General features: G+C 49.1%; 10 protein-coding genes. All 10 read left to right on the top strand.

The window, feature by feature from the left end:
* Positions 1 to 202: 202 nt before the first annotated feature.
* A complete protein-coding gene (gene tviB / locus AC3ITY_RS24760) occupies positions 203 to 1,480 on the top strand; it encodes a Vi polysaccharide biosynthesis UDP-N-acetylglucosamine C-6 dehydrogenase TviB (protein ID WP_489305562.1) in 1,278 nt (425 codons plus the stop codon).
* Positions 1,481 to 1,543: 63 nt separating this feature from the next.
* Positions 1,544 to 2,593, top strand: coding sequence for an NAD-dependent epimerase/dehydratase family protein (locus AC3ITY_RS24755; RefSeq protein WP_489305560.1), 1,050 nt, complete (start codon positions 1,544 to 1,546; stop codon positions 2,591 to 2,593).
* Between the two features lie 5 nt (positions 2,594 to 2,598).
* On the top strand, positions 2,599 to 3,822 hold the full coding sequence (locus tag AC3ITY_RS24750) for an oligosaccharide flippase family protein (RefSeq protein ID WP_489305558.1): 1,224 nt from the start codon (positions 2,599 to 2,601) through the stop codon (positions 3,820 to 3,822).
* A gap of 223 nt (positions 3,823 to 4,045) precedes the next feature.
* Entirely contained in the window at positions 4,046 to 5,149 is a 1,104-nt protein-coding gene (locus tag AC3ITY_RS24745) for a hypothetical protein (RefSeq protein WP_489305557.1), read from the top strand.
* 34 nt (positions 5,150 to 5,183) lie between these two features.
* The gene (gene asnB, locus AC3ITY_RS24740) at positions 5,184 to 7,109 is read left to right on the top strand and encodes an asparagine synthase (glutamine-hydrolyzing) (protein ID WP_489305555.1); all 1,926 of its coding nucleotides are present in this window, start codon (positions 5,184 to 5,186) and stop codon (positions 7,107 to 7,109) included.
* 24 nt (positions 7,110 to 7,133) lie between these two features.
* Positions 7,134 to 8,270 (top strand): glycosyltransferase family 4 protein, encoded by a 1,137-nt coding sequence (locus AC3ITY_RS24735; RefSeq protein ID WP_489305553.1) that lies wholly within the window; start codon positions 7,134 to 7,136, stop codon positions 8,268 to 8,270.
* Between the two features lie 3 nt (positions 8,271 to 8,273).
* A complete protein-coding gene (locus AC3ITY_RS24730; protein WP_489305552.1) occupies positions 8,274 to 9,518 on the top strand; it encodes a glycosyltransferase family 4 protein in 1,245 nt (414 codons plus the stop codon).
* Positions 9,515 to 10,372: a dTDP-4-dehydrorhamnose reductase family protein gene (locus AC3ITY_RS24725; protein ID WP_223456233.1), complete on the top strand. Its 858-nt coding sequence runs from the start codon at positions 9,515 to 9,517 to the stop codon at positions 10,370 to 10,372. The genes AC3ITY_RS24730 and AC3ITY_RS24725 overlap by 4 nt, the downstream gene beginning before the upstream one ends.
* A gap of 33 nt (positions 10,373 to 10,405) precedes the next feature.
* Positions 10,406 to 11,416, top strand: coding sequence for a polysaccharide biosynthesis protein (locus AC3ITY_RS24720; protein ID WP_223456234.1), 1,011 nt, complete (start codon positions 10,406 to 10,408; stop codon positions 11,414 to 11,416).
* On the top strand, positions 11,409 to 12,536 hold the full coding sequence (gene wecB, locus AC3ITY_RS24715) for a non-hydrolyzing UDP-N-acetylglucosamine 2-epimerase (protein WP_108215425.1): 1,128 nt from the start codon (positions 11,409 to 11,411) through the stop codon (positions 12,534 to 12,536). Before AC3ITY_RS24720 ends, wecB begins: the two co-directional genes overlap by 8 nt.
* Positions 12,537 to 12,554: the final 18 nt, after the last annotated feature.

Genomic DNA, 12,554 nt, shown 5'->3' with positions numbered 1-12,554 from the left:
GCCCTCTGCAGCCCAGGGTGCCTAGCGGCTACGCAAGCGGAAAGTAGGAAGCTTCTTACGTTTCTTGTTGAAAACGCTTATGGTTCCCAGCGGAGCTTTCGGTATAATTTACAGTTTACGCAGCTATGGCGCTGATTTTTGAGGCGCGAGATGTAAAGTGGTTTGCGATCGACTTAATATTGATGAACGGCAAGGGTAGACAATGCTTAAACTCGAAGATGTAAAGCTGGCTATAGTGGGTCTCGGTTATGTGGGCTTACCGCTGGCGGTTGAGTTTGGCAAAAAAATGCAAGTAGTTGGATTTGATATCAGTCAACGGCGCATCGAAGCATTGAAAGCAGGTCATGATACTACTCTCGAGGTATCCGACGATGAGTTGCGCTCGGTATCAGGATTGAGTTTTAGCTGCGCAATGGATGAGTTGTCTACATGCAATGTATTTATTGTTACCGTGCCTACCCCGATTGATGACCACAAAAGACCGGATCTTACGCCGTTGGTTAAGGCAAGTGAGTCCATCGGTCGTGTTTTGAAAAAAGGCGATATCGTTATTTATGAATCAACAGTCTATCCTGGTGCGACCGAGGAGGATTGTGTTCCTGTGCTGGAAAAAGTATCCGGTCTGAAGTTTAATGTTAATTTTTATGCAGGCTATAGTCCGGAACGGATAAATCCGGGCGACAAAGAACATCGTGTCACTACCATAAAAAAGGTCACTGCCGGATCCACTCCAGAGGTAGCGGATCTGGTCGATGCGCTATATAACACCATTATTGTTGCTGGCACTCATAAAGCCAAAAGCATCAAGGTTGCCGAGGCAGCGAAGGTTATTGAAAATACCCAGCGCGATTTGAATATTGCGTTGATCAATGAATTGGCGCTCATCTTTAACAAGATGGGTATCGATACTCAGGCGGTTTTGGAAGCAGCGGGGACGAAGTGGAATTTCTTGCCATTCCGTCCGGGCCTGGTGGGTGGGCATTGCATTGGTGTAGATCCCTACTACCTTACTCACAAAGCACAGTCCATCGGTTATCATCCTGAGATCATTTTGGCGGGTCGCCGTTTGAATGATAGTATGGGGGCCTACGTCGTATCGCAACTTGTCAAGGCGATGCTCAAGCGCAAAATCCACGTTGATGGTGCACGCGTTTTGATCATGGGCCTGACATTCAAAGAGAATTGCCCGGACCTGCGCAATACTAAAGTCATCGATATTGTGAATGAGCTTGCAGAGTTTAATATTACTGTTGACGTGTATGATCCGTGGGTAGACGCGGCTGAAGCAATACACGAGTACGCGATCACGCCTATCAGCCAGCCACAGGTTGAATCCTACGACGGCATTGTTTTAGCTGTCGCACATAACGAATTCGCTGCCATGGGTGCTGAAAATATTCGGAAATTGGGTAAGGCTGAACATGTGCTCTATGACCTCAAGTACTTACTGGATGTCTCCGAGTCAGATCTGCGTCTTTAAATTTCAGGGTGTCTGAATGCCCGGATTCGTTACCGCTGATTAAAATACAAAGTTGAGAATTAGATGACCCAATTCGAAAAAATCAAGGCTGAAATCCAACGATCCCCTAAAGTTTGGCTGATTACGGGGGTGGCCGGATTTATTGGCTCCAATATACTGGAGGCGCTGCTGCAATTAGATCAGCGGGTTGTAGGGCTTGATAATTTCGCAACCGGACACCAGCGTAATCTCGACGAAGTGCAGTCGGTAGTGAGCCCTGAACAATGGGCGCGATTTGTACTGGTAAACGGCGATATCAGAAATATCGAAGATTGCAGAAAGGCGATGACTTTTCCTGCTGCCACCAATATTTCTGTGGACTATGTTTTACATCAGGCTGCACTCGGGTCCGTTCCTCGTTCGATCAATGATCCAATTACAACGAATAGCACCAATATTGATGGTTTTCTGAATATGCTGGTTGCGGCAAAGGATGCGCAGGTTAAGAGTTTTACCTACGCCGCTTCCAGTTCAACTTATGGCGATCATCCTGCACTTCCAAAAGTGGAAGGCGTTATCGGAAAACCTCTTTCTCCCTATGCTGTCACGAAGTATGTAAACGAACTGTATGCCGAGGTTTTTTCGAGCACATACGGTTTCAATACTATCGGACTACGCTATTTTAACGTTTTCGGTAAGCGGCAGGATCCAAATGGCGCTTATGCAGCTGTTATTCCTAAATGGACAGCGGCCATGATCAATAACGAAGAGGTTTTCGTTAATGGTGATGGTGAAACGAGTCGGGATTTCTGTTTCGTGGAAAACGCGGTCCAGGCCAATATACTGGCTGCTTGCGCAAGTCCCGAGGCAAAAAATAATGTATACAATGTCGCCGTGGGTGACAGGACAACTTTGAATCAGGTTTTTGCTTGTATCAAGGGTGCGTTATCCTGCGTCGGTGTCAAGTCTACATCTGAAATGGTCTATCGGGATTTCCGAGCAGGCGATGTAAGGCACTCGCAGGCTAATATTGATAAGGCAAAACAATTATTGGGTTACAGTCCACTTTTCAATGTTGGAGAGGGGATGTTGAAGGCGGCAAATTGGTATGTCTCGTTCTTTGCTAGAAGTTGACTCCTGTGATTAAAGAGATCTGTGCGCTCACTGTTCTTGCAAACAAACTTTGTATGTTTGTATTGCTTTTCAGCCTGGCACGAATTTTTGGGGTCGAACTGTACGGCATATTTTCTTACCACTACGCGATCGTAACAGGTATCGCGGCAGTTGTAGGTGAATGCTTGAGCGTGGCGTTGAGTCGTTATGCGGTCTTGAATGCCGAGAAAGTAGATTACCGAACTTCCCTAAGTCTCATGGCATGGGGCGGCATTGTTGTGGGTGCCCTTTGTGTCGTTGTGTTTTCAGTTTTTCCGGCTCCCGCTTCATCCTATGAAACGAGCACGGGCTACTTAATGGTCGGAGCGTTTTTCCTGGGCTTCGCTTGTGTTTGCAATTTGACCATAACTGGACTGATGTTTTCCCTTAATACCTCAGGGAAGTGGGCGGCTGCGTTGGCTGCTCACGGGCTGCTTGGACTGCTGCTGGTACTTGTCATTGCCAGGATCGGGGACCGAATAGAGGGGGTCGTTCTAGCACTTGCAGTCTGTACGTTGATCGCTCCTGCCTGCGGCTTCTTTATGATTAAGAAAAGCAAATTCGGTCAGGAGAATGGGGGCGGGCAGGAGTCCTTCGCGTTTCGTAAAATAATGGCTTTGCTTTCTGCCTCAGGGGCGCCGGCAATTGTCGGAAGTATGCTTTTGCAGGCGCCTGTCCATATCGTGTGTTTGATGATATTTGCCAGTTCAAGTTTGAATGTGTCTGAGGTTGGTTATTTTAATCTTTTCTTCCTGTTTTATATTCTGGTGACCGCACTGCCAGGCTCGCTTACGTCCTATGCAATTGTGAGGTTGGCAGGGCGTGGCAATAGCACCAGTAAGTTGTATCTCATGCTTGGGGTGTCAATTTCAGTTTGCCTGCCCTTGTTGATGATCGTTTCACAGGACTACTGGTTATGCTTCCTCGGTAGTGCTTTTTGCAGTAAAAATGATCTACTGACTTATGCGGTGCTGGCGGGCGGCATAGGTCTTACGACAACGATTGTCACTCAGATATTACATAGCAAAAATATGACCAGAGTTGTTTTTTTGAGTAGTTGTATCTATGCCGTTGTTTATTTGTTGTCGACGCTATTTGTGGGGCTCAAAGGTGACATGTTAGCGGTTGATCTTTTCAGGTCTTTTGTATTGGCGCTAACGGTTCAAATTATTACGCTTTTGGCCCTTGGCGGGCGTAGGCTAATACAGTGACAGGTGCTCTTGGTGCAGGTTGTTTGTGCGCGAGGGGCATGGCTGAAAGTAACATGGGGGCCAGTATTCAATCTGGTTTGCAGTCCTGTTGTTTTGTCTTTGTCGGTTAAGACTAATGGTCATATTTCTGGTTTCGACATGCTTACTGATTTTGATCGCGCAATGCGTTCTGTGTCTGATATCCAAGAAGTATCTGGTTGCATTGTACGCCGTGTGTTATTCGGTGCCATTTCTTGGTCTTGTGAGCTGCCTGTGGGGCGAGACTATTACGCTATGGCCTATCGGAGACTATGATTTTTACCTGGATGATTTGTTGGTTTACAGGCTCTCGCTCGTCTGGTTTCTTGGCGTCCTTGGCGGACTGCTTGCCTATCTTCTGTCGCTCCTGGTGCCTGGCAGAAGCCTGGAGCCACGCCAGACTGCTTTTTTCTCCGCGACGGACTTCAAGTTGGCGGGATCGATCTTTCTTACGTTGGCCATCTTTTTTATTGCTTTCAGGTTCATCAACGCAGACGCGCTACTCGAGATGTTCGCAGGCGTAGAATCGGTAGTGGTTTTTTCGATCATCGCGATTACCGCATTGGCATTCGCCTTTCCATCGAGGTTGATGTTCTTGGTTTCGGTGGTGCTGGTGATGTCTTATTGTGTTGCCAACGCGATGACCGGAGATCGTGATTTTGTCGTGCTGGTTGTAGCCTATATTCTTGGTTTGATGTTTCGTTATAATAAGTTTGTCAAGCTGAAGGTGTTGTTATTGATCACGGCTTTTTTGGTGTTTGTCCTGGTCTCTGGTGTGCTTGTTTCAATGAGTCGTATGGATGTTGATTTAACATCGGATAATATTACTCAGTATTTTTTGTTCAACTCATGGAACGCGATAATTCTGCCGCTGGTTCAGCAGTTGACCAGTTTCTGGGATGGCGAGCACCTGCGATATGGTCAGACATATCTCGATATGTTCCTTTCGTTGGCTCCTTCTCCAATCTACTCGGCCTTTGGTGTAGAGAAGCCCATCATGGTGGATAATCCAGCCCTCTGGTATTACATAACCGGCCTCGGTGGAATACATGTTGCGGGTGTGGCTTTTGAGAACTTCGGCTTGTTCGGTGTTTTTCTCAATGGATTCATAAGTGTCTGCTTCTTGCGTTTGATTGATTCGCGCTGCCGTGACGACGACTTCTTACGAATTTTTCTATATATGCTTTGCGCGGCATCGGTTATGCATTGGGTTTGGTATGGTGAAATTTACTTGCTGAACTCGTTGGTTTTTTATGTGATGTCATTAGGTTTATTCTTCGCGATGAAACTCGTTCGGGTTTTGAAGTGAGTTTAAAGATTTTCACTGGAGTGAGAAAGTAGGTATGTGCGGAATTGCGGGAGTTGTCGGCTGGAAGCTGGATCAGCAAAGCGCCGTTGCCGTTGGCAAAATGGTGGATGCTCTGATACATCGCGGGCCTGACGATGGAGCAGTTTGGTCAGATGCCGATAGTGGGGTTTCGCTGGGCCACCGGCGGCTTTCCATTCTGGAGTTGTCGGTACACGGCAGTCAGCCGATGGTTTCCGATAGTGAACGGTTCATTATCATCTTCAATGGCGAAATATATAATTTTAATGAGTTGCGTGAAAAGCTCATTGAAATGGGTCTGAAACGTGTTTGGCGTGGTCACTCTGATACTGAAGTTTTATTGGCGGCGATAGAAACGTGGGGTGTGCAAAAAACCCTCGAGAATCTGGTGGGTATGTTTGCCTTTGCCGTCTGGGACAAGGTTAACAAGACGATTACATTGGCACGAGACAGGATGGGGGAGAAGCCCCTCTATTATGGCATCGTCGGCAGCCGCTTTGTTTTTTCCTCCGAGTTGAAGGCAATCAAGGCGGCATTTAGGAGCGAGTTACGAATTGACCGTCATGCATTGGCGAAGTTTGTAAGATACGGCTATGTTCCCGCACCTGAATCAATCTATGAAGGCATTAAAAAACTGGCGCCAGCGCATTATTTGAGTATTGATTCTTTTTCTTGCCTGCAGACACCTGTTTCGTATTGGTCGTTACCGCAAACCAGTGAGTTAAGGCGTGAACTGTCTCGGGCCAGCGACAAAGAGGTTGTGGACGTTGTCGGTGAACGATTGTCTGCCGCTGTAAAATCGCAAATGATCGCCGATGTTCCTCTGGGGGCATTTTTGTCCGGAGGGGTCGACTCAAGCCTGATTGTTTCGTTGATGCAGTCGCAAAGCACTTCGAGTATCAATACTTACACGATTGGTTTCAAAGAGCCTGAGTTTGATGAGGCGCCTTATGCAAAGGCGATTGCCAAACACTTGGGGACCAATCACACCGAATTTTATCTGGGGGCCGATGACGCCGTTTCCATAATTCCGCATTTACCGGAAATATACGACGAACCTTTCGCTGACTCCTCTCAGATCCCAACTATCCTGGTCTCCAGGATGACAAAGCAGCATGTATCGGTTGCACTGTCCGGAGACGGCGGAGACGAACTTTTCGCCGGCTATCCTCGCTATCAAATTACTGCTGGCTTATGGGCGCGGATAGAAAAGCTGCCATTGCCGGCACGGCGAATCATGGCTTACTCTCTGCGGTCGCTTTCGTCCCGAGGATGGGATAACGTCTGCTCTGTTTTGCCAGGCGCCCTGCGAGCAAAAGTGAATGGTCGGCGTATCTACAGAATGTCCGAACTACTCGCCTCGGAGAATCTGGCGCAAATGTACACTGGTTTGATGTCGCAATGGCAACCTACAGACAATGTGGTACTGGGTATTGACGGTCAGGATCAGGGCGACGTCTCTTGGGAGTCGATGGGCGATTACATCGAACAAATGCGCCGCTGGGATGTTTCTCAGTACCTGCCGGATGATCTGCTCGTAAAAGTCGACCGTGGTGCCATGAGCGCGAGCCTCGAAACCCGAGCGCCCTTGCTCGATCATCGAGTCGCGGAACTGGCGTTTTCTTTGTCTTCAGAGCAGTTGATCAAAAGTGGCGTCGGGAAATGGCCGCTTCGCGAACTGCTTAAGAGATACGTGCCTACCTCGTTCTTCGATAGACCAAAGGCGGGCTTCTCTATTCCACTGGCGCAATGGTTGCGTGGGCCACTGAGAGAGTGGGCAGAGGACTTGCTGGCTGAGGAGCGAATCAGGAGTGAGGGCTATTTCGATTGTCAGAAAATTCGCTCGGCGTGGCTCCAGCATCAAAACGGAACGTACGATCGTAGTCTTCATTTGTGGAATATTCTGATGTTCCAATCCTGGCTTGATAAAAATAGTCGCTAATTCAGATTGAGCAAAAGGTTTTCCATGAAGATAGTTTTCAATGCGCTCTCTGCCCGCTTAGGTGGAGGTCAGACATATCTGATTAATCTTTTTCAGTTCGTACCCTTCGACGAGGATCTTGATATCCTCGTGTTCGCCCCTTCGTCACTCAAGCTGCCGGATCACCCAAGGATCCGTCGAGTCGAACCTGCCTGGCCGACAGAAAATCCGCTTGTCAGAGCCTTGTGGGAAAAGTGGGTGTTACCCGGTATCTTGAAGGCTGAAAACGCTGACCTGCTGTTTTGTCCCGGGGGAGTAGTGAGCACTCGTGCACCAGCAGATTGCAAGGTTGCGACGATGTTTCGGAACATGATTCCCTTTGATTTGCGCGTACGAAAAAGTTTACCGTTCGGGTTGCAACGGGTCAGAAATTGGTTGTTGAACCGCATTATGCTCAAGAGCATGTCTGAGGCTGACTTGACGATCTTTATTTCAAATTATGCACGAGGTGTCATCGAATCGCTTACCAAGGTTAAAAACGCCGTTACTATCCCTCATGGAATTGGTTCTGTATTTCGGACACACGGCAAAAGTACTGTTCGCCCGGATTTTTTACCAGGGAAAGAGTACATTTTATATGTGTCGAGATTTGACGTTTACAAGCATCATTTTCAAGTAGTCAGTGCTTACGGGAAACTACCAAAAGAGCTTCGCGAAAGGTTCCCGCTGATTCTTGTCGGGGAAACAAATCTGCCGGAAGCCGAGCGCGTAAAGGCTCTGGTTTCAACGCTAGGTCTGGAAGACCAGGTCCTGCTACTGGGCGCTATTCCTTATCAGGAACTTCCGCCTCTGTATCACCACGCTTATCTGAATCTTTTTGCCTCGTCGTGCGAGAACTGCCCGAACATACTTCTTGAAGCGCTCGCTTCAGGTCGGCCAATGATCTGCTCCAATGTTATGCCCATGCCGGAGTTTGGCGCAGACGCAGCATTGTATTTTTCGCCGTTTGATTCCCAAGACATAGCAGACGTACTGACAGAGGCTTTAACAAAACCGGAACTCTTGAAAAATCTGGCCGTTGCAGCGGTTGCGCAAAGTGATAAGTTTGATTGGGAACAAACCTCAAAAAAAACGTGGTCCGAGTTGCTGGCATTGGCCAAGTTGCGCAAAGTGGGTGTTTGATAAATGAGAGTTCTTGTGGTGTCGCAGTATTTTTGGCCTGAATCATTTATTATCAACGATCTGGTCAAGAACTTGTCTGCTCAGGGGCATATCGTAAAAGTTCTTACCGGCAAGCCGAATTATCCCGATGGCGTTGTGTTCGACGGCTACAATGCCTCCGGATATCAGGAAGAAAGTTACGAAACGACAGTTAGCGTATGCCGTGCGCCGCTTAGACCTCGCGGCTCTTCGGGCGCAAAAAACCTGATACTGAATTATTTGTCTTATATCGTAAATGGGCTGAAATTTTACCCGGATGCTGTAAAGGGCGAGCGTTACGACGCAATTTTTGTGTTTGCACCTTCCCCGATTACGTCGGTCATTCCCGCCATCTATTTGAAATGGAAGCTCAAGAGTCATCTGGCTGTATGGGTTCAAGATCTCTGGCCAGAGAGTTTGAGTGCGACGGGATTCATCAGGAATAAATCGCTCTTGCGCGTGGTAGGGTGGATGGTCAGAGGCATTTACGCCTGCGTTGACACTTTACTCGTTCAGTCGAGGGCATTCCGGGAGCCGGTTGCTCGCTATGCTGATCCCGGCAAGGTCGTGTATTACCCAAATTGTTATCAGGATACTCCGCCAGGCTCCGAAGAGACCCGGATTCCTGCATCGCTGCTTTCGGAGCTCGAAAACCATTTCTGTCTCGTTTTTGCTGGCAACCTGGGGACCGCACAATCGGTCGAAACCCTGGTTGAGGTAGCAGACAGGCTTCGCCATCTATCCAATCTCCGAATTGTGCTGGTCGGCAGCGGTAGCATGCTGAGCTGGATCGAAAGCCAGAAAAAATCCCGATCATTGGACAACCTTGTCCTCGCCGGCCGGTATCCGCTAAGTGAAATGCCACATTTTTTCAGTCGAGCCACGGGATTGTTGGTGACGTTGAAGCAAGATGAGGCGTTCTCCTATACCATTCCCAGTAAAGTCCAGGCTTACCTGGCAGCGGGGAGGCCGATTGTCGCCGCGCTGGATGGCGAAGGGGCTCGGGTCATTCAAGAGGCCAATGCAGGCCTGACGAGCCCGGCGCAAGATGCCGAAGGTATGGCCAGGTGCATTGAGCAACTTTTCCACATGAGTTCGGATGAACGGGAATCACTGGGGCAGTCGGGCAGGGCGTACTACCTCGAGCATTTCGAAATGGAGCGTCAAAGCCAGCGTCTCGTCGAAATCCTCTGTACCAGGATCAATGAATTGAAAGGTAGCTCAAAATGAAAGTTCTAGTGTTAGGGGTCACCGGGATGCTGGGTAGCACGGTGTTCAGGCAATTCCATGGAAACCCACGCTATGAGGTGTGGGGCACTTTACGTAATCCAGGTGGCGCAAAATACTTTTCAGACGAAACTCGCAGTTCGTTAATCAGTAATGTTGACGTGCTGGACCAGGACTCGCTGGTTTCGGTGCTGGCACGGGTCAAGCCGGATGTCGTCATTAACTGCGTCGGCTTGATCAAGCAGCTGGCCGATGCCAAGGATCCCCTTTCAGCGCTTCCCATCAATGCCATGTTGCCGCATCGCATTGCCAAGTTGTGCGAACTGTCTGGCGCTCGCTTGATTCACATCAGTACCGACTGCGTGTTTTCCGGACGTAAAGGGCTTTACACTGAAGAGGATGTCTCCGATGCGGAGGATCTCTACGGCAAGTCCAAGTACATTGGCGAGCTTCATGCCCGGCCGAATGCAGTCACTCTCCGGACTTCAATCATCGGTCACGAACTGGGAAGCCAGTACTCGCTGGTGGATTGGTTTCTATCCCAGAACGGGTCCGTCAAGGGCTACGAAAAGGCCATTTTTTCGGGGCTTCCTACCGTGGAGCTGGCGCGTGTCATTCGAGATTATGTGATCCCGAACCCGGAGCTCAAGGGCCTTTATCATGTTTCGGTGGCACCTATTGATAAATTGTCTCTGCTGAAATTGGTGGCAGAAGTTTATGAAAAGGAAATCGATATCGTCGCTGACAGTGATCTTTCTATTAATCGTTCGCTGGACTCATCAAAATTCCAATCCGCGACCGGTTACGTTCCACCTTCATGGTTGGAATTGGTCAAATCAATGCGCGCAACGCGTTGATCATTAAATACAATCAAGTCTTGGATGGTAGTTATGTTTGATAATAAAATTTTGATGATCACGGGCGGCACAGGGTCATTTGGTCATACAGTGTTGAAGCGTTTTCTTGATACCGACGTAAAAGAAATTCGTGTATTCAGCCGCGATGAAAAAAAACAGGAAGATATGCGCATTGCTCTGTCGAACGACAAGGTGAAGTTCTATATCGGTGATGTTCGTGATCGCGATAGCCTGGATCAGGCCATGGTCGGTGTGGATTACATTTTTCACGCTGCAGCATTGAAGCAGGTGCCTTCCTGCGAGTTCTACCCTATGGAAGCCGTGCGTACTAACGTCATCGGTACCGAAAACGTTCTGAATGCCGCGATTGCTTCGGGTGTTAAGCGCGTTGTCGTACTAAGTACCGACAAGGCTGTTTATCCAATCAATGCCATGGGTATCTCCAAGGCCATGGCTGAAAAACTGATGGTGGCCAGGTCGCGGATGATTCCGGCAGCGGGACCTGTGATCTGCGCAACTCGTTACGGCAATGTCATGGCCTCGCGCGGGTCAGTGATTCCGTTGTTTATCAACCAATTGCAAAATGACGAGCCGCTGACTGTCACTGATCCGAACATGACACGCTTTCTGATGTCGCTGGAGGATTCTGTCGACCTGGTGCTGCACGCTTTCGAGCATGCCGAGCAAGGCGATATTTTCGTTCAGAAAGCACCTGCCTCGACAGTCGCGGACCTGGCGCAAGCGCTCAAGGAGCTGTTCTCTCGTGACAATACTGTCAAGGTCATTGGCACCCGTCATGGCGAAAAACTCTACGAGTCGCTGATTTCCCGTGAAGAAATGGCCAAAGCCGAAGACATGGGGCGTTACTATCGAATTCCAGCGGATAATCGCGACCTGAACTACAAGAAATTCTTTGTTGAAGGTGAGCAGGAGATTTCCGATCTTGAAGATTACACCTCGCATAATACCGAGCGTCTTGATGTTGAAGGCGTGAAGAAAGTTCTTTTGAATCTGGAATACATTCAGGAGAAACTTGATGCTTAAGGTCATGACGCTGGTCGGCACGCGACCAGAGCTTATCAAGATGAGTCGTGTCATTGCTGAGCTGGATAAGCAGGTCAACCATGTGTTGGTCCACTCCGGCCAAAACTACGACTTCGAATTGAATCAGGTATTTTTCGACGATCTTGAAATTCGAAAGCCCGATTACTTTCTGGGCGCCGCCGGCGATACGGCTGCCAAGACCATCGCCGAGGTGATTTCCAAGGCGGATGAAGTATTTGAAGTTGAAAAGCCGGACGCGCTTTTACTCTATGGCGATACCAATACCTGTCTTGCAGTCATTGCCGCCAAGCGCCGCAAGATTCCCGTATTCCATATGGAAGCCGGCAATCGCTGTTTTGATCAGCGAGTTCCCGAGGAACTCAATCGCAAGGTGCTCGATCACCTGAGCGATATCAATATGGTTCTGACCGAGCATGCCCGGCGTTATCTGATCGCTGAAGGGATTCGTCCTGAAACCATCATCAAGACCGGTTCGCATATGGAGGAAGTGCTCGACTACTACATGCCGAAAATTCTCACTTCCGACGTGCTGGTTCGAGAGGGGCTGGAGCAGGATAAATTCTTCATCATCAGCGCTCACCGAGAGGAAAACGTCGATACGCCGGAAAACCTCCGGGATTTGCTCAAGACGCTGCGAGCCTTGGCCGACGAGTATAAGTTTCCGATCATCGTGTCCACTCACCCCCGTACCCGCAAGCGTCTGGAGGCGATAGGCGAATCGCTGGATCACCCGTTGATCCGCTTTTCCAAGCCGTTCGGTCTGCTTGACTACATCAAGTTACAGATGTCGGCGTTTTGCGTCCTGTCCGATAGTGGCACCATCACTGAAGAGGCCTCTCTGCTGAACTTGCCTGCCATTACCATCCGTAATGCACATGAGCGTCCGGAGGGGATGGACGAAGGGACACTCATTATGAGTGGCCTGAAAGTGGATGGCGTTCTCAATGCCGTACGTGTGGTGACCAGTCAGCATGATCGTGATCAGCGTGTCATCCCCGTGGTCAGGGATTACCAGGCGGGTCCGGTGTCCAAGCAGGTGGTTCGGGTCGTATTGAGTTACACCGACTACATCAACCGTACTGTCTGGTCGAAACCCTGAGCGGCGTCGAGGTTTGAA

It is taken from the genome of Pseudomonas sp. GL_091 (assembly GCF_057837725.1).
Note: the sequence above shows the minus strand (reverse complement) of the source record. Positions and strands in the feature narration are given on the sequence as shown.

Coding starts and splice junctions, on each gene's coding strand:
- tviB (WP_489305562.1), top strand. CDS start 203: ATGCTTAAACTCGAAGATGTAAAGCTGGCTATAGTGGGTCTCGGTTAT.
- AC3ITY_RS24755 (WP_489305560.1), top strand. CDS start 1,544: ATGACCCAATTCGAAAAAATCAAGGCTGAAATCCAACGATCCCCTAAA.
- asnB (WP_489305555.1), top strand. CDS start 5,184: ATGTGCGGAATTGCGGGAGTTGTCGGCTGGAAGCTGGATCAGCAAAGC.
- AC3ITY_RS24735 (WP_489305553.1), top strand. CDS start 7,134: ATGAAGATAGTTTTCAATGCGCTCTCTGCCCGCTTAGGTGGAGGTCAG.
- AC3ITY_RS24730 (WP_489305552.1), top strand. CDS start 8,274: ATGAGAGTTCTTGTGGTGTCGCAGTATTTTTGGCCTGAATCATTTATT.
- AC3ITY_RS24725 (WP_223456233.1), top strand. CDS start 9,515: ATGAAAGTTCTAGTGTTAGGGGTCACCGGGATGCTGGGTAGCACGGTG.
- AC3ITY_RS24720 (WP_223456234.1), top strand. CDS start 10,406: ATGTTTGATAATAAAATTTTGATGATCACGGGCGGCACAGGGTCATTT.
- wecB (WP_108215425.1), top strand. CDS start 11,409: ATGCTTAAGGTCATGACGCTGGTCGGCACGCGACCAGAGCTTATCAAG.